This window comes from Microbispora siamensis (assembly GCF_016863095.1).
In the GTDB taxonomy this organism is placed as follows: domain Bacteria; phylum Actinomycetota; class Actinomycetes; order Streptosporangiales; family Streptosporangiaceae; genus Microbispora; species Microbispora siamensis.
Window position 1 is genome coordinate 1 of record NZ_BOOF01000053.1, and the last position, 15,219, is coordinate 15,219.

The following is a 15,219-nucleotide window of genomic DNA, read 5'->3' on the forward strand; positions in this document are numbered from 1 at the left end:
CCCCTCTCCCGGCTGTCCCGACCGGCATCCCCAGACCCGGCACTCGCACCTCGGTCTTCGGAACCCCGCATCTTGGGCTCAACGATCGGAAAGGGGCCATCGGAGTATTCGTCGGGGGCGGCTGAGCCCTCGGACGACCACAATGGCGAACCGGCGGTCCAACGGTCCCACCATTCGCTGTCATGGTCGAGCAGGCCCACCACACCTCCATGGAGGAATTCGAAAGTATGTATGAATTCTCTCCTGCTGCCTTGCCTGAAGCAACCGCACCGCGCGATTTGTTGGAGCTACAGGCACAGCCTCACCAGGCCCAGGCCTCGGGGCCGGGGCCGCCGTTGCCGATGGGCGGGAACAGCTCGTCCAGCCGGGCCAGGGTCTCGGCGGACAGCTCGGTGCGCAGCGCCGTCAGCGGCAGGTCGAGCTGCCCGGGGGAGCGCGGCCCGATGACCGGGGCGGTCACCCCGGGCCGCGACAGCAGCCAGGCGAGCGCGACCGCGGTGGGCTCCTCGCCGATCTCGGCGCACAGCTTCTCGTAACCCTCGATGGCCGCCCGGTGTGGCTCGACCCGTTCGGGCGCGTGCAGGACGCTGCGGCCGGCCGCGCCCTCGCGCTGCTTGCGCAGCGCCCCGGACAGCGCGCCGAAGTGCAACGGCGAGTAGGGCAGGATCCCGATGCCCAGCTCGACAGCCGCGGGCAGCACCTCCAGCTCGACGTGCCGGGTGAGGAGGTTGTACTTGCACTGCTCGGAGACCAGGCCGAGGAAGTTCCTCCGGTCGGCCGCCGCCTGCGCGCGGGCGAGGTGCCAGCCGGCGAAGTTGGACGACCCGACGTAACGCACCTTGCCCTGGACGACCAGCGTCTCCATCGCCTGCCAGATCTCCTCCCACGGCGTGTCCCGCTGCACGTGGTGCATCTGGTAGAGGTCGATCCGGTCGGTCCGCAGACGGCGCAGCGACGCCTCGCAGGCGGCGATGATGTGACGTGCCGACAGCCCGCCGTCGTTGGGCCAGTCGGTCATCGGGGCGTACACCTTCGTGGCCAGCACGATCCGGTCCCGGTGGCCGGCCTTCTCGAACCAGCGGCCGATGAACCGCTCGCTCAGTCCGTCGCCGGTCTCCCTGCCGTACATGTTCGCGGTGTCGACGAAGTTGACGCCCTCCTCGTGCGCCCGGGCGAGGATCGCGTGGCTCTCGTCCTCGCCGATCTGCCAGCCGAAGTTCATCGTGCCGAGGCAGATCCGGCTGACGAGCAGACCGGTCCGCCCCAAACGGGTGTATTCCATGCGCCGACCGTAGGAACCGGGGCGTGCTCTCCGTTAACCGTTCGAGCGTGCTCGAATGGACGGGTGATCCGGATCGAGTTCGCCTCCGCCGACCTGCTGCGGCTCAGGTTCGCGCACAGCCCGATGGCGGAGGTCGTGGCCAGTTGCCTCGCCCTGCGGTCCCGCTCGGCGCGCCTGGTCCCCGCGTCCTGGCGGGCCCGGGCCGAGCCGCTGCTGCGCGGCCTGACCACACTCCACCCGCTGGTCCCCGGCCCCACCGGCTATGTCCCGGACTTCCTCACCCCGGCGCCGTCCGCCACCCGCCCGACCCTGGAGCAGGAGCTGCGGGTGGTCGCCGCCACTCCGCTCGACCAGGTCGCGTCCGAGGTGGAGCGGGCCTGGGCCGGGCACGGCGCGCCTCCGGAGGTCGAGCGGTTCCGGGCCGACCCGGCGGGCGCGCTGGCCGTGACGGTGCGGGAGGTCCGGCGCTACTTCGCATCGGCGATCGCGCCGAGCTGGCCGCGGCTGCGCGCGCTCGCGGAGGGCGAGCTGACCCGCCGCGGGCTGCTCGCCGCCGAGCGCGGGCCGCGGGCGCTGCTGACGGACCTGCACCCGAGGCTCGACTGGGACGGCGAGGCGCTGCGGCTGGCGTACGCCAAGGACGGCGAGTTCGGCCTGGACGGGCACCCGCTCACCCTGCTGCCCACCGGGTTCACCGGCCCGCACGTCTACGCGCTGACCGACACCCCGGCCGGGCGTGCGCTGTGGTACGCGCCGCGCGGCCACGGCCGGTTGTGGGACGGGCCCGTGCCGGCCGAGCCGCCGGAGGCGCTGGCCGCCCTGCTCGGCCCGACCCGCGCGGCCGTGCTCGCCCTGCTGGCCGAGCCGTCCAGCACGGGGGAGGTGGCCGGGGCCCTCCGGCTGGCCCCGGCGACCGCCTCGCACCACCTGACCACGCTCAGGGACGCCGGGCTGGTGACCGGCGAACGGGAGGGCCGCCGGTTGCGCTACCGGCGCACCGGCCTCGGCGAACAGCTCGCCGGGGAGGATCAGGCGCCGTAGACAGGCTCGGCCGCGGCCTCGCAGCTCTCCGCTGTCGCTTCTGCCATAAGTGTTGCCAGGAGGGACTACCCGCGCGAGAGTAGTCGTGTGTCATCGATCCGGATCTTCATTCTCGGTGCCCTGGCCGAGCGCGGCCCCATGCATGGTCACCAGTTGCGCCTCCTGTTCGAGGAGGAACGCCTCGACATGTGGACCGACATCACCGTCGGCGGGCTCTACGGGGCGATCAAGCGCCTGGCCGCGGAAGGGCTGATCGAAGGGGTGAGAACCGAGCAGGTCGGCGCGTATCCCGAACGCAAGGTCTGGCAGATCACCGACGCCGGTGCGCAGGCGCTGTCATCGCTGCGGCTGAGCGGGCTACGCGAGATCGTCCTCAAGCCCGATCCATTCGACCTCGTCCTCACCCGGCTGGATCCGCAGCATCTTGACGACCTGCCCGCGATCACCGACGCGAGGGTGGCGTCCCTGGAAGCCATGCTCGCCGAGTACGAAGCCCATGCCCGGGCGGTCGCGCGGTACCTGACCCTGGCGGAAACCCTCGCCATGGAGCACCGCGTCAGCCGGCTGCGCGCTGAGATCGCCTGGCATCGGCGGCTGGTGTCGCAGCTGCCCGAACTGCTCGTCGACGAGAAGACCCGGAAGGGTTCGGATGACTCACCGGTCTGAAACGCCGGCCATGGCCCGTGCTGCCCGGACGGTGCCGAGAAGCACGACAGAAAGTGAGGAACGCACGGTGCCGCGCGACCGCGTCCATGCCTGGGACCTCGAACTGCAGAACGCCCATCACCGACTGGAGCAGGCATTGGAGCAGGCCAGGGTGTCCATCCTCTCCGGCAAGAACGCCAAGGCGTCCAAACCCGACCTGCGCAGCCACTGTTACACCTTCTGCGCCGCGCTGGGCAGCCACCACCGCAGTGAGGACGACGGCTTCTTTCCTGCCCTGGTGCGGCAGATGCCGGAGCTGAGGCCTGTGATCGAACGCCTCACCCGCGACCACCGCCGGCTCGCGCGGCTTCTCGCCGACTTCCAGGAATGTCTCGACTCGGCCCAGTCCTCTCCCGAGCGGCTGCTCAGGAAGATCAACGAGATCAAGTCCGTCATGAACGCCCACTTCGCCGACGAGGAACGGTCCCTGAACCCCGCACTGCATGCCTTCCACGCGCAGGCCGATGACAGGGACCGGATGTTCGGCGGCATCTGAATCGCGAAGGGCATGGACGACGTGCGGATCGCCGCAGACAGCATCGGTGAGACGACGGTGAAGACACGCGTCGACAGCGCATTCGCGAAGATCGGACCCCGCGACGGGAGCGACGCGACACGCCATCTGTACCGTCGCGGGCCGGCGGGGGAGGATCAGGCGCCGTAGACGGGCTCCGGCCCGGCGGCCTGGCCGAGTAGTTTCGCCACCTCCGGCCCGATCTCGACGGGGTCCCAGCGGGCGCCCTTGTCGGCGACCGGGCCGTGCCGGAAACCCTCCATGACGCAGATCCGGCCGCCCTCCACCTCGAAGACCCGGCCGCTGACGTTCTTCGACTCGGCCGAGCCGAGCCAGACCACCAGCGGGGAGACGTTCTCCGGGGCCATCGTGTCGAACGCGCCCTCCTCCGGGGCGGCCATCGTCTGGGCGAAGACCTGCTCGGTCATCCGCGTACGGGCGGCCGGGGCGATGGCGTTGACGGTCACGCCGTAGCGGCCGAGTTCGGCCGCCGCGACGAGGGTCAGGCCCACGATGCCGGCCTTGGCCGCCGAGTAGTTGCCCTGCCCCACGCTGCCGAGCAGGCCCGCGCCCGAGGAGGTGTTGACCACCCGCGCGTCCACCGGGCGGCCGGCCTTCGACTCGGCTCGCCAGTGCAGCCCGGCGTGCTTGAGCGGCAGGAAGTGGCCCTTCAGGTGCACGCGGATCACCGCGTCCCACTCCTCCTCCGACAGGTTGACCAGCATGCGGTCGCGGAGGAACCCGGCGTTGTTGACCAGCACGTCGAGGCGGCCGAAGTGGTCGATCGCGGTCGCCACCAGCCGCCGCGCGCCCTCGTCGGTGGCGATGTCGGACCGGTCGGCCACCGCCTCGCCGCCCAGCGCGCGGATCTCCTCGACGACGTCCTGGGCGGGACCCCCTGATCCGGTGTCCGGCCCGCCCTCGCCGGACAGGCTCACGCCGAGGTCGTTGACGACGACCTTCGCGCCCTGACGAGCGAACTCCAGCGCGTGCGCCCGGCCGAGGCCGCGCCCCGCGCCGGTCACGATCACGACTCGGTCCCTGCAGATCATCTCTGGTCTCCTCGCTCGGTCGGCCTCGCCTGGGGCGATCCGCTCTGCTAGCGTATTTTCTAACAAATGTTAGATGGAAAGGTGACGTATGGGAATCTCGACCAGCCGTCACGGCGAGGGCGTCGCCGAGGTCGTGGTGGACGCCCCGCCGGTCAACGCGCTGACCGTACGCGGATGGTTCGAGCTCGCCGACGCCGTACGGCAGGCCGGGCGAGACCCGGAGACCCGCGTCGTGGTGCTGCGGGCCGAGGGCCGCGGGTTCAACGCCGGCGTGGACATCAAGGAGATGCAGGCGACCAGCGGGTTCGACGCGCTGGTGGGCGCCAACCGCGGCTGCTACGAGGCGTTCGCGGCGGTCTACGAGTGCGAGGTCCCCGTGGTCGCGGCCGTGCAGGGCTTCTGCCTGGGCGGCGGGGTGGGGCTGGCCGGCAACGCCGACATCGTGGTGGCCTCCGACGACGCCTACTTCGGCCTGCCCGAGGTGGAGCGGGGCGCGCTCGGCGCCGCCACCCACCTCGCCAGGCTGGTGCCCCAGCACCTGATGCGCGCGATGGTCTACACGTGCCGCAACGTCACCGCCGCCGAGTTGCACGCGTTCGGCTCGGTGCTCGAGGTCGTGCCGCGTGAGCGCCTGCGCGACGCGGCACTGGAGGTGGCGGCCCAGATCGCCGCCAAGGACCCGTACGTCATCCGGCGGGCCAAGGAGTCGCTCAACGGCATCGACCCGGTCGACGTCAAGCGCAGCTACCGGTTCGAGCAGGGCTTCACGTTCGAGCTCAACCTGATGGGCGCCGGCGACCGGCACCGGGACGCCTTCGTCGCGGAAGGAGGCCGGTGATGGGCGTCGTCATGTCGGTCGAGGAGGTCGTCGGCTCGCTGGAGAGCGGCATGACGATCGGCATCGGCGGCTGGGGTTCCCGGCGCAAGCCGATGGCGCTGGTGCGGGCCATCCACCGGTCCGCGCTGACCGACCTGACGATCGTGTCGTACGGCGGGCCGGACGTGGGCCTGCTCTGCGCGGCGGGCAAGGTGCGCCGGGTCGTCGCCCCGTTCGTGACGCTCGACTCGATCGCCCTCGAACCGCACTTCCGGGCGGCCCGGCAGCGCGGGTCCGTCGAGTTCACCGAGTACGACGAGGGCATGTTCATGTTCGGCCTGCTCGCGGCGGCGCACCGGCTGCCGTTCCTGCCCACGCGGGCCGGGCTCGGCTCGGACGTCATGCGGGTGAACCCCGGCCTGCGCACGGTCCGCTCGCCGTACGAGGACCAGGAGGAACTCGTCGCGGTGCCCGCGCTCACGATGGACGTGGCGCTGGTGCACATGGACGTGGCCGACACCCGGGGCAACGGCCGCTACCTCGGCCCCGATCCGTACATGGACGACCTGTTCGCCAAGGCGGCCGGGCGGTGCTTCGTCTCCTGCGAGCGGATGGTGCGGCCGGGCGAGCTGGACGGCCCGCCGCAGACGCTGCTGGTCAGCCGCATGCACGTGACCGGCGTGGTCGAGACCCCCGGCGGCGGCCATTTCACCGACTGCGGTGAGGGCCGCGACGAGGCGTTCCAGCGGCACTACGCCGCCTCGGCGGCCGACCCGGAGGCGTGGGCGGCGTTCGCGGACCGGTTCCTGTCCGGCGACGAGGCGGCCTACCAGGAGGCCGTGCAGCAGTGGCGTGAGGAGGAGGGGCGATGAGCGCGACCCGGGCGGAGGTCTGCGTCGTGGCCTGCGCGGAGGCGTGGCGCGGCGACGGCGAGATCCTGGCGGCGGCGATGGGCACCTGCTCCATCCTGGGCGCCCGGCTGGCCCGGCTCACGTTCGAGCCCGGCCTGCTGACCACGGACGGCGGCGCGCTGCTGACCGCCGAGGCGGTGCCGTTCGGCGCGCCGGCCGGGGCGGTCGAGGGCTGGCTGCCGTTCCGCGAGCATCTGTGGCTGGTGCAGAACGGCCGAAGGCACGTGATGATGGGCGCCTCGCAGATCGACAGGCACGGCAACACCAACATCTCTGCGATCGGCGACTGGGCTCGGCCGAAGTCGCAGCTCCTCGGCGTGCGCGGGGCCCCCGGCAACACGATCTGCAACCCGACCAGCTACTGGATCCCCAAGCAGTCCACCCGCGTCTTCGTGCCGAAGGTGGACGTGGTCAGCGGCGTGGGCCACGACCGCGCGGCCGAGCTGGGCCCGCGGGCCGCCCGCTTCCACGACCTGCGCCGGGTGGTCACCGACCTCGCCGTGTTCGACTTCGGCACCCCCGACGGCTCGATGCGGCTGGTCTCGGCGCATCCCGGCGTCGAGGTCGAGCAGGTGCGGGCGGCCACCGGGTTCGACCTGGTCATCGAGGGCGAGGTGCCGGAGACCCGGCAGCCCACGGACGAGGAGCTGCGGCTCATCCGCGAGGTGCTCGACCCGAAGGGACTGCGCGACCGGGAGGTGAAGGCGTGATCGGGCCGGCGCTGGACACCCCGCTCACACGCCTGACCGGCGTGCGCCACCCGGTGGTGCAGACCGGCATGGGCTGGGTGGCCGGCCCCCGGCTGGTGTCGGCGGTGGCGAACGCGGGCGGCCTCGGCATCCTCGCCTCGGCCACGATGACCGTCGGGCAGCTCGCCGCCGCCATCGAGGAGGTCCGCTCGCGCACCGACGCGCCGTTCGGGGTGAACCTGCGCGCCGACGCCGGCGACGCGGGGGAGCGGGTCGACCTGCTCATCAAGCACCGGGTGAAGGTGGCCTCGTTCGCGCTGGCCCCGCGGCAGGAGCTGATCGCCAGGCTCAAGGACGCCGGGATCGTGGTGATCCCGTCCGTCGGCGCCCGGCGGCACGCGGAGAAGGTCGCCGCCTGGGGCGCCGACGCCGTGCTCGTGCAGGGCGGCGAGGGCGGCGGCCACACCGGCGCGGTGGCCACGACGCTGCTGCTGCCCCAGGTCGTGGACGCCGTCGACATCCCGGTGATCGCCGCCGGCGGCTTCTTCGACGGGCGCGGCCTGGCCGCCGCCCTGGCGTACGGCGCGGCGGGCGTGGCGATGGGCACCCGGTTCCTGCTGACCAGCGACAGCTCCGTGCCCGACGCGGTGAAGCGGACCTACCTCGGCATGTCGGAGACCGTCGTCACCCGCCAGGTGGACGGCATGCCGCACCGGGTGCTGCGCACCGAACTGGTGGACGGGCTGGAGCGGTCGGGCAAGGTGTCCGGCCTGGTCCGGGCCGTGCGCAACGCCGCGCGCTTCAAGCGGATCTCCGGCATGTCGTGGCCCGCGATGATCCGCGACGGCCTGGCCATGAAGCACGGCAAGGAGCTGAGCTGGTCGCAGGTGCTGATGGCGGCCAACACGCCGATGCTGCTCAAGGCGGCGATGGTGGACGGCCGCCCGGACCTCGGCGTGATGGCGTCAGGTCAGGTCGTCGCGCTCATCGACGACCTGCCCACCTGTGAGGAGCTGATCGACTCGATCGTCACCCAGGCCGCCGAGGTCGTGCGCGGCCTCGGCCGGAATCTTGCCGATAGTATGTAGACCGGTCTAGTCTGACCGGCATGACGCGAAGGAACGACACGCGCGAGCGCGTTCTGCGCACGGCCGCCGGGCTCTTCCAGCGGCAGGGCTACAACGCCACCGGCCTCAACCAGGTGCTGGCGGAGAGCCGGGCGCCCAAGGGCTCGCTCTACTTCCACTTCCCCGAGGGCAAGGAGCAGCTGGCGGCCGAGGCGGTGGCGATCGCGGGCGGCGAGCTCGGCGAGCGGATCGCCGCCGCCGTGGCCGCCGCCCCCGGTCCCGCCGACGCCGTCGTCGGGATCGGCGAGCTGCTCGCCCACAACCTGGAGCAGTCGGGGTTCCATGAGGGCTGCCCGGTGGCCACGGTCGCGCTGGAGGCCGCGGGCGACAGCGAGCCCATCCGGTCGGCCTGCGACGCGGCGTACGCCTCCTGGCTGCGCGGCCTGGCCGACTATCTGCGCGGGCACGGCGTGGACGACGCCGAGGCGCTCGCCGACCTGGTGCTGTCCTCGCTGCAGGGAGCACTCCTGCTCGCCCGCGTGCGTCGCGACACCGGCGTCATCCACTCGGTCACGCGACGGATCGGCGGCCTGGTCGCGGACGCCGCCCGGCCGAAGGGCTCCGAATGAGGGTCCACCACCTCGACTGCGGCTCGACCGCCCACGACCCCTGGGAGCTGGAGCGGTACGGGGCCGGCGGCGGCCCCGCATCGCCGTCAGCCGGCCAGTGAGCCGATCACCCGCGCCCGGTGGTCCGAGGGCGAGCCCCACGCCGTGTGCAGGGCGCGGGCCCTGCGGATCAGCAGGCTCGGGTCGTACTCGTCCGTATAGGCGATCGCACCGTGCACCTGCAGGGCGATCTTCGCCGCGGCGTACGCCGCCTCGGACGCCGCGGCCTTGGCCGCGGACACGTCGCGGGTGAAGTCCGGCGTGCCGTACGCCAGGGCGGCCCCGTGCACCAGCGGGCGGGCGTACTCCAGCCCGACCAGGGCGTCGGCCAGGTGGTGCTTGACCGCCTGGAACTCGCCGATCGGCCGGCCGAACTGCCGCCGGGTCTTCGCGTAGTCCACCGACACCTCCAGCAGGCGGCGTCCGGTCCCCACGAGCTGCGCCGCGCACGCGAGCACGCCCATGTCGTACGCCTCGGCGGCGGCCGCCGCCACGTGCGGTCCTTCGGCGAGCACCTCGCCCGGCGTGACGGGGAACAGCCGCCGGGCGGGGTCGAGGGACGCGCGGGCCTCGCCGGGGACGGCGGCGCACAGCCGCTCGCCGTCCACCAGCAACGCCAGGTCGGCGGCGTCCGCGTCCAGCGCGTACGGCACCGCCGGGGGCAGCGCGAGCGTGACCACGGCCGTGCCCTCGGCGATCGGCGGCAGCCACCGGCTCGCCAGGGCCTCCTCGCCCAGCCGGTCGAGCAGCACGGCGGCGGCCACGGTCTCGGCGTACGGCCCGGGCACGCCGTGCCTGCCGAGCTCGTGGAACGCGGTCACCAGCTCGACCGGCAGCGGCCCTGCCCCTCCGGCGGACTCGGGCACAGTGACGGCGAACACTCCGGCGTCGGCCAGCGTGCGCCACAGCGCGAGGCCGCCCTCGCGCCGCCCGGCCGCCCAGTCGCGGACCACGCCGGGCACGGCCGCCTCGGTGAGCAGCTTGTCGAGGGTCTCGCCGAACAGCCGCTGCTCGGCGTCGAGGACGAATCTCATCGGCTTCCCGCCTTCGGCAGGCCGAGCACGCGCTCGGCGATCACGTTGCGCTGGATCTCGTTGGTCCCGGCGTAGATCGGGCCGGCCAGGGAGAAGACGTATCCCTCCAGCCACTCGCCCGCCAGCTCGCCGTCCGGGCCGAGCAGGTCGAGGGCCGTCTCGTGCAGCGCCACGTCCAGCTCCGACCAGAAGATCTTGTTGACGCTGGACTCGGCGCCCACGTCCTCCGTACGGGAGATCGTCTCGAAGCCCTTGAGCCGGTAGGCGCGTGCCTTGATCCACGCGTCGGCCACCCGGTCGCGCATCGCCGTGTCGGCGGGGTCGCCGTGCTCGCGCCACAGCTCCACGAGCCGGTCGGCGGCGGCCAGGAAGCGGCCGGGGCTGCGCAGGGTGAGCCCGCGCTCGTTGCCCGTGGTGCTCATCGCGACCTTCCACCCGGCGCCCGGCTCGCCGATCACGTCGCGGTCGGGGACGAACACGTCGTCGAAGAACAGCTCGGCGAAGGCCGGCTTGCCGTCGATGCGGCCGATCGGCCTGCGGGTGATCCCCTCGGCGTCGAGCGGGAACATGAGGTAGGTCAGCCCCCGGTGCCGCTCGGCCTCCGGGTCGGAGCGGAACGGCCCGAAGCCCCAGTCGGCGAAGGCGGCCCGCGAGCTCCACGTCTTCTGGCCGTTGAGCAGCCAGCCGCCGTCAGTGCGGGTCGCGGTCGCGCGCAGGGACGCGAGGTCGCTGCCCGCGCCCGGCTCCGACCACGCCTGGGCCCAGATCACCTCGCCGGAGGCCATCGAGGGCAGGACGCGGGCGAGCTGCTCGGGCGTCCCATGCTGGAACAGGGTGGGCGCGAGCAGGTTGATGCCGTTCTGGCTGACCCGTCCCGGCGCCCCGGCCGCGTAGTACTCCTCCTCGAAGACGAGCCACTCCAGCGGGGAGGCGTTCCTGCCGCCGTACTCCACGGGCCACGACACCACCGACAGGCGGGCTTCGTGCAGCTCGCGCTCCCAGGCGCGGTGGGCGGCGAAGCCCTCCTCGGTCTCCAGGGACGGCAGGGGAGCGGCGGGGACGTGCTCGCGGAGCCAGGCGCGCACCTCGGCGCGGAACGGCTCCACCGGCGAGAGGTCAAGATCCATCGGCGGCCGCCTTCATGCTCTTGGGGTCCATCCCGGCCAGGGAGTCGGCCGAGGTCTCGGCGTTGTGGGCGTGGGCGAGGTGGTGCAGGCCGAAGACGGAGTCCATCCCGGTGTGCATGCCCTGCAGGTCCTCGGCCTGGTTGACCGCCTTCTTGGTCAGCGCCAGGCCCATCCGCGGCATGGCGGCGATCTTCTCGGCCAGTGCGAACGTCTCGGTCTCCAGGTCGTCGCGCGGCACGACCCGGTTGACCATCCCCACCTCGTACGCGCGCCTGGCCGGCATCCGGTCGCCGGTGAACAGGAACTCCTTGGCGATCCTGGGCGGCATGACCCAGGGATGGGCGAAGTACTCCACGCCGGGGATGCCCATGCGTACGACGGGGTCGGCGAAGAACGCGTCGTCGGAGGCGACGATCAGGTCGCAGACCCAGGCGAGCATGAGCCCGCCCGCGATGCACGCGCCCTGCACCATGGCGATCGTCGGCTTGGGGATCTCACGCCACCGCCGGCACATGCCCAGGTAGACCTCGGACTCCCGGGCGAAGCGGCTCTCGGCGCCCTCCTTGCCGACGTGGTCCCACCACAGGCCCGCCTTGCGCTCGAACGAGACGTGGACGTCCCTGCCCGGCGTGCCGATGTCGTGCCCGGCCGAGAAGTGCCTGCCCTCGCCGGCCAGCACGATCACCTTGACCTCGTCGTCGGCCGCCGCCCGGTAGAAGGCCTCGTCCAGGGCGTACGTCATCGCCGAGTTCTGCGCGTTGCGGTACTCCGGGCGGTTCATGGTGACCACCGCCACGGGCCCGCGGCGCTCGTAACGCACCACTGTCATGCGACCCTCGCATTCTTTCTAACAACTATTTGATAGAGTAAATCACGAGTCGTACGGTGAGGAGAGGGTGGGCATGCCGACCTACGTGACCGGTCACGGTCTGCTGCGCGACCGGGTGGCGGTGGTGACCGCCGCGGCCGGCACCGGCATCGGAGGCGCCTGCGCCCGGCGCATGCTGGAGGAGGGCGCGCGGGTCGTCGTCAGCGACGCCCACGAGCGCCGGCTCGGCGAGAGCCTGGCCGTCCTGGAGCAGGAGTTCGGCGCGGACGCGGTGATCGCCGTGCCCTGCGACGTCACCTCGGAGGAGCAGGTCCAGAACCTGTTCGCGGCCGCGGAGGAGCGGTTCGGGCCCGTCGACGTGGTCGTCAACAACGCCGGTCTCGGCGGCACGGCGAGGCTCGCCGAGATGACCGACGAGCAGTGGAGCCGGGTGCTCGACGTCACGCTGAACGGCACCATGCGCTGCACCCGCGCCGCGCTGACGCGCATGCAGCCGCGGGGCCGGGGCGTGATCGTGAACAACGCCTCGGTGATCGGCTGGCGGGCCCAGGAGGGCCAGGCGCACTACGCGGCGGCCAAGGCCGGCGTCATGGCGCTGACCAGGTGCGCGGCGATCGAGGCGGCGCCGTACGGCGTGCGGGTCAACGCCGTCGCCCCCTCGCTGGCCATGCACCCGCACCTGGCGAAGGTCACGACCGAGGAACTGCTGGCCGAACTGACCAGGAAGGAGGCCTTCGGCCGCCACGCGGAACCATGGGAAGTCGCCAACGTTATCGTCTTCCTCGCGAGCGACTACTCCTCCTACATGACCGGAGAGGTCGTCTCGGTCTCCAGCCAGCACCCCTGAGAGGTCGACTTTCCCATGAGCCCACGACGCAGAGACGCAGAGAGCACCGCGGCCGCCCGCGCCGAGCGGCGGGCCGAGCTGCTGGCCACCGCGGCCGAGGTGTTCGCGTCACGGGGCTACGCGGCCACGACGGTCCGCGAGGTGGCGGAGGCCGCCGACATGCTCGGCGGCAGCCTCTACTACCACTTCGACTCCAAGGAGTCGATGGTCGACGAGATCCTGTCGGCCTTCCTCACCGAGATGTGGGCGGCGTACGACAAGGTGACCGGCTCCGGCCTCGGCGCGCGGGAGACGTTCGAGGCGCTGATCGTGGAGTCGTTCCGCACCATCCACCGGCACCGCCCGGCCGTCGTGATCTACCAGAACGAGTCCAAGCACCTCGCGACGAACCCGCGCTTCTCCTACCTGACGGAGTCGCAGCGGCGCTTCCGCGAGATGTGGCTGTCGGTGCTCGACCGCGGCGTCACCGACGGCGTCTTCCGGGCCGACCTCGACACCGGCCTCATCTACCGCTTCATCCGCGACACCGTGTGGCTGGCCGCGAGCTGGTACCGCGGTGACGGCCCGCTGCCGGCCGAAGAGATCGCCCGGCAGTACATAGCGATGGTCCTGGAAGGGATCCTGACAACAACCTGAGGAGTTGTGCGATGGCGGAGGCATACATCGTCGAGGCGGTGCGCACCCCCGTGGGCAGGCGCGGCGGAGGCCTTTCCGGCGTCCACCCCGCCGACCTGGGCGCGCACGTGCTGACCGAGCTCATGAAGCGCTCGGGCGTGGACCCGGCCGCGGTGGAGGACGTGGTCTTCGGCTGCCTGGACACGGTGGGCCCGCAGGCCGGCGACATCGCCCGCACCTGCTGGCTGGCCGCCGGGCTGCCCGAGGAGGTGCCGGGCGTGACCGTCGACCGGCAGTGCGGCTCCTCCCAGCAGGCCGTCCACTTCGCCGCGCAGGCGGTGATGTCCGGCACCAGCGACCTCGTCGTGGCCGGCGGTGTGCAGAACATGTCGCAGATCCCGATCGCCTTCGCCTCGCGCGGCGCCGCCGACTCCCTCGGCTTCACCGAGGGTCCGTACGTCGGCTCGCGCGGCTGGCAGGCCAGGTACGGCAAGCAGGACGTGTCGCAGTTCCGGGGCGCCGAGATGATCGCCAGGGACTGGGACATCTCCCGCGAGGACATGGAGGCGTTCGCCTTCGAGTCGCACCAGCGGGCGATCCGGGCGATCGACGAGGGCCGGTTCGACAGGGAGATCGCCCCTCTGGAGGGGGTCACCGCCGACGAGGGCCCCCGCCGGGACACCTCGCCGGAGAAGATGGCGGGCCTGAAGACCCTGGAGGAGGGCGGGCGGCTGACCGCCGCCGTCGCTTCGCAGATCTCCGACGGCGCGGCCGCCCTGCTGATCGCCTCAGAGGCCGCGGTGAAGGCGCACGGCCTGCGGCCCCGGGCCCGGATCCACCACCTGTCGGCCCGCGGCGAGGACCCCATCCGGATGCTGTCCGCGCCGATCCCCGCCACGGCGTACGCGCTGAAGAAGACCGGCATGTCGATCGGCGACATGGACGTCGTCGAGATCAACGAGGCGTTCGCGTCGGTCGTGCTGGCCTGGCTCAAGGAGACCGGCGCGGACCACGCCCGGGTCAACCCCAACGGCGGCGCGATCGCGCTCGGCCACCCGCTCGGCGCGACCGGCGCCCGGCTGATGACCACCCTGCTGCACGAGCTCGAGCGCACCGGCGGCCGGTATGGCCTGCAGACGATGTGCGAGGGCGGCGGCCAGGCCAACGTGACCGTCATCGAGCGTCTCTAGTCCGGGCTCCCGGGCTCCCGGCCGTCCGGCGCGGGCAGGTGGAACACCAGCGAGTGCCCCGGGCTGTCGACCACGTCGACCAGGGCGAGCCGGAAGGTCCGCGTGCCGAGGCCGGGAGCCGTGATCGTGCGGGGCCGCAGCCGCGGGCCGTGGACGTGCCGCTCGCCCCACCAACGACGGAACTCGGGGCTGGCCTCCCGCAGACCGGCCACCAGCGCGCTCATCCTCGCGTCGCCCGCCAGCAGCGGGTAGGCGGTGCGCAGCCGGGCGACGACGTCGAGGGCGTCGTCGGCCCAGCCGGGCAGCCGTCGCCTCGCCTCGGGTTCCGTCAGCAGCCACCACAGCATGTTCCTGCGTGCGTCCGGCAGCCGCCCGAAGTCCGTGTACCACTCCGCGGCCGCCCGGTTCCACGCCACGACGTCGCCGTACCGGTTGCCCGCGTAGAGGGGCCAGGGACCCTGACCGGCGGCCTCGACCAGCCGTACGACGAGGTCGTCGCCCATGACCGGCTCGTCCACGGCGCCCGGCCGGGTGCGCGCGAGCCGGTGGACGTAGCGGCGCTCGTCCTCGCTGAGACCGAGCACGCGGGCCAGGCTGTCGAGCACCTGGGGCGAGGGATTGATGTCACGGCCCTGCTCCAGGTAGGTGTACCAGGTCGGGCTGAGGCCGGCGAGCACCGCGACCTCCTCGCGCCGCAGGCCCTTCGTCCGCCGGTGGGGGCCCACCGGCAGGCCCATGTCCTCCGGCGCCACCCGGGCCCGCCGGTCGCGCAGGAACCGCGCCAGCTCGCGCCTGTTGTCGTGCCCGGTTTCGCCGCCCATCCCACCCCCG

Annotated in this window: 19 protein-coding genes; 12 read left to right on the top strand and 7 right to left on the bottom strand. The window is 72.5% G+C overall.

Annotated features, from left to right (window positions below; all coding sequences use genetic code 11):
* On the bottom strand, window positions 1–200 hold a 200-nt coding region (locus Msi02_RS35700), incomplete at its 3' end, for a hypothetical protein (RefSeq protein ID WP_204052234.1).
* A 101-nt stretch (window positions 201–301) separates the two neighbouring features.
* Window positions 302–1,282 carry an aldo/keto reductase gene (locus Msi02_RS35705; RefSeq protein WP_204052235.1) on the bottom strand — a complete coding sequence of 327 codons (981 nt, stop codon included), beginning with the start codon at window positions 1,280–1,282 and terminating at the stop codon, window positions 302–304.
* A 63-nt stretch (window positions 1,283–1,345) separates the two neighbouring features.
* On the opposite strand from Msi02_RS35705, the gene Msi02_RS35710 reads away from it, so the two are divergent.
* From Msi02_RS35710 to Msi02_RS35725, 4 genes are all read left to right on the top strand, one after another.
* Complete coding sequence (locus tag Msi02_RS35710; RefSeq protein WP_204052236.1) at window positions 1,346–2,323, top strand: ArsR/SmtB family transcription factor; 978 nt, start codon at window positions 1,346–1,348, stop codon at window positions 2,321–2,323.
* Window positions 2,324–2,410: 87 nt separating this feature from the next.
* Window positions 2,411–2,989 carry a PadR family transcriptional regulator gene (locus Msi02_RS35715; RefSeq protein WP_204052237.1) on the top strand — a complete coding sequence of 193 codons (579 nt, stop codon included), beginning with the start codon at window positions 2,411–2,413 and terminating at the stop codon, window positions 2,987–2,989.
* Between the two features lie 67 nt (window positions 2,990–3,056).
* Window positions 3,057–3,524, top strand: coding sequence for a hemerythrin domain-containing protein (locus tag Msi02_RS35720; protein ID WP_204052238.1), 468 nt, complete (start codon window positions 3,057–3,059; stop codon window positions 3,522–3,524).
* 12 nt (window positions 3,525–3,536) lie between these two features.
* Window positions 3,537–3,692 carry a helix-turn-helix domain-containing protein gene (locus tag Msi02_RS35725; protein ID WP_204052239.1) on the top strand — a complete coding sequence of 52 codons (156 nt, stop codon included), beginning with the start codon at window positions 3,537–3,539 and terminating at the stop codon, window positions 3,690–3,692.
* On the opposite strand, the gene Msi02_RS35730 is transcribed toward Msi02_RS35725, so the two are convergent.
* Entirely contained in the window at window positions 3,680–4,594 is a 915-nt protein-coding gene (locus tag Msi02_RS35730; RefSeq protein ID WP_204052240.1) for an SDR family oxidoreductase, read from the bottom strand. The two genes, Msi02_RS35725 and Msi02_RS35730, sit on opposite strands and share 13 nt — an antisense overlap.
* An 88-nt stretch (window positions 4,595–4,682) precedes the next feature.
* Here Msi02_RS35730 and Msi02_RS35735 point away from each other — a divergent pair, with 88 nt between their 5' ends.
* Genes Msi02_RS35735 through Msi02_RS35755 form a run of 5 tightly spaced genes read left to right on the top strand, consistent with a single transcriptional unit; the run spans window position 4,683 to window position 8,707 of the window.
* Window positions 4,683–5,432 (top strand): enoyl-CoA hydratase family protein, encoded by a 750-nt coding sequence (locus Msi02_RS35735; RefSeq protein WP_204052241.1) that lies wholly within the window; start codon window positions 4,683–4,685, stop codon window positions 5,430–5,432.
* Window positions 5,432–6,283, top strand: coding sequence for a CoA transferase subunit A (locus Msi02_RS35740; RefSeq protein ID WP_239109046.1), 852 nt, complete (start codon window positions 5,432–5,434; stop codon window positions 6,281–6,283). The genes Msi02_RS35735 and Msi02_RS35740 overlap by 1 nt, the downstream gene beginning before the upstream one ends.
* Complete coding sequence (locus Msi02_RS35745) at window positions 6,280–7,032, top strand: CoA-transferase subunit beta (protein ID WP_079316027.1); 753 nt, start codon at window positions 6,280–6,282, stop codon at window positions 7,030–7,032. The genes Msi02_RS35740 and Msi02_RS35745 overlap by 4 nt, the downstream gene beginning before the upstream one ends.
* Window positions 7,032–8,099 (top strand): NAD(P)H-dependent flavin oxidoreductase, encoded by a 1,068-nt coding sequence (locus Msi02_RS35750; RefSeq protein ID WP_204052284.1) that lies wholly within the window; start codon window positions 7,032–7,034, stop codon window positions 8,097–8,099. The genes Msi02_RS35745 and Msi02_RS35750 overlap by 1 nt, the downstream gene beginning before the upstream one ends.
* A gap of 20 nt (window positions 8,100–8,119) precedes the next feature.
* Window positions 8,120–8,707, top strand: a complete 588-nt coding sequence (locus Msi02_RS35755; RefSeq protein ID WP_204052242.1) for a TetR/AcrR family transcriptional regulator — start codon at window positions 8,120–8,122, stop codon at window positions 8,705–8,707.
* Window positions 8,708–8,793: 86 nt separating this feature from the next.
* On the opposite strand, the gene Msi02_RS35760 is transcribed toward Msi02_RS35755, so the two are convergent.
* The 3 genes from Msi02_RS35760 to Msi02_RS35770 are packed head-to-tail and all read right to left on the bottom strand — an operon-like array spanning window position 8,794 to window position 11,736.
* Window positions 8,794–9,780 carry an acyl-CoA dehydrogenase family protein gene (locus tag Msi02_RS35760; RefSeq protein WP_204052243.1) on the bottom strand — a complete coding sequence of 329 codons (987 nt, stop codon included), beginning with the start codon at window positions 9,778–9,780 and terminating at the stop codon, window positions 8,794–8,796.
* Window positions 9,777–10,907: an acyl-CoA dehydrogenase family protein gene (locus tag Msi02_RS35765; RefSeq protein WP_204052244.1), complete on the bottom strand. Its 1,131-nt coding sequence runs from the start codon at window positions 10,905–10,907 to the stop codon at window positions 9,777–9,779. Before Msi02_RS35765 ends, Msi02_RS35760 begins: the two co-directional genes overlap by 4 nt.
* A complete protein-coding gene (locus tag Msi02_RS35770; protein WP_204052245.1) occupies window positions 10,897–11,736 on the bottom strand; it encodes an enoyl-CoA hydratase in 840 nt (279 codons plus the stop codon). The genes Msi02_RS35765 and Msi02_RS35770 overlap by 11 nt, the downstream gene beginning before the upstream one ends.
* Window positions 11,737–11,809: 73 nt before the next feature.
* On the opposite strand from Msi02_RS35770, the gene Msi02_RS35775 reads away from it, so the two are divergent.
* The 3 genes from Msi02_RS35775 to Msi02_RS35785 are packed head-to-tail and all read left to right on the top strand — an operon-like array spanning window position 11,810 to window position 14,388.
* Window positions 11,810–12,583 carry an SDR family oxidoreductase gene (locus Msi02_RS35775; protein WP_204052246.1) on the top strand — a complete coding sequence of 258 codons (774 nt, stop codon included), beginning with the start codon at window positions 11,810–11,812 and terminating at the stop codon, window positions 12,581–12,583.
* Between the two features lie 15 nt (window positions 12,584–12,598).
* A complete protein-coding gene (locus Msi02_RS35780; protein WP_079316033.1) occupies window positions 12,599–13,219 on the top strand; it encodes a TetR/AcrR family transcriptional regulator in 621 nt (206 codons plus the stop codon).
* An 11-nt stretch (window positions 13,220–13,230) separates the two neighbouring features.
* A complete protein-coding gene (locus Msi02_RS35785) occupies window positions 13,231–14,388 on the top strand; it encodes an acetyl-CoA C-acetyltransferase (protein ID WP_204052247.1) in 1,158 nt (385 codons plus the stop codon).
* On the opposite strand, the gene Msi02_RS35790 is transcribed toward Msi02_RS35785, so the two are convergent.
* Window positions 14,385–15,209 carry a helix-turn-helix transcriptional regulator gene (locus Msi02_RS35790; protein ID WP_204052248.1) on the bottom strand — a complete coding sequence of 275 codons (825 nt, stop codon included), beginning with the start codon at window positions 15,207–15,209 and terminating at the stop codon, window positions 14,385–14,387. The two genes, Msi02_RS35785 and Msi02_RS35790, sit on opposite strands and share 4 nt — an antisense overlap.
* Window positions 15,210–15,219 lie beyond the last annotated feature (10 nt).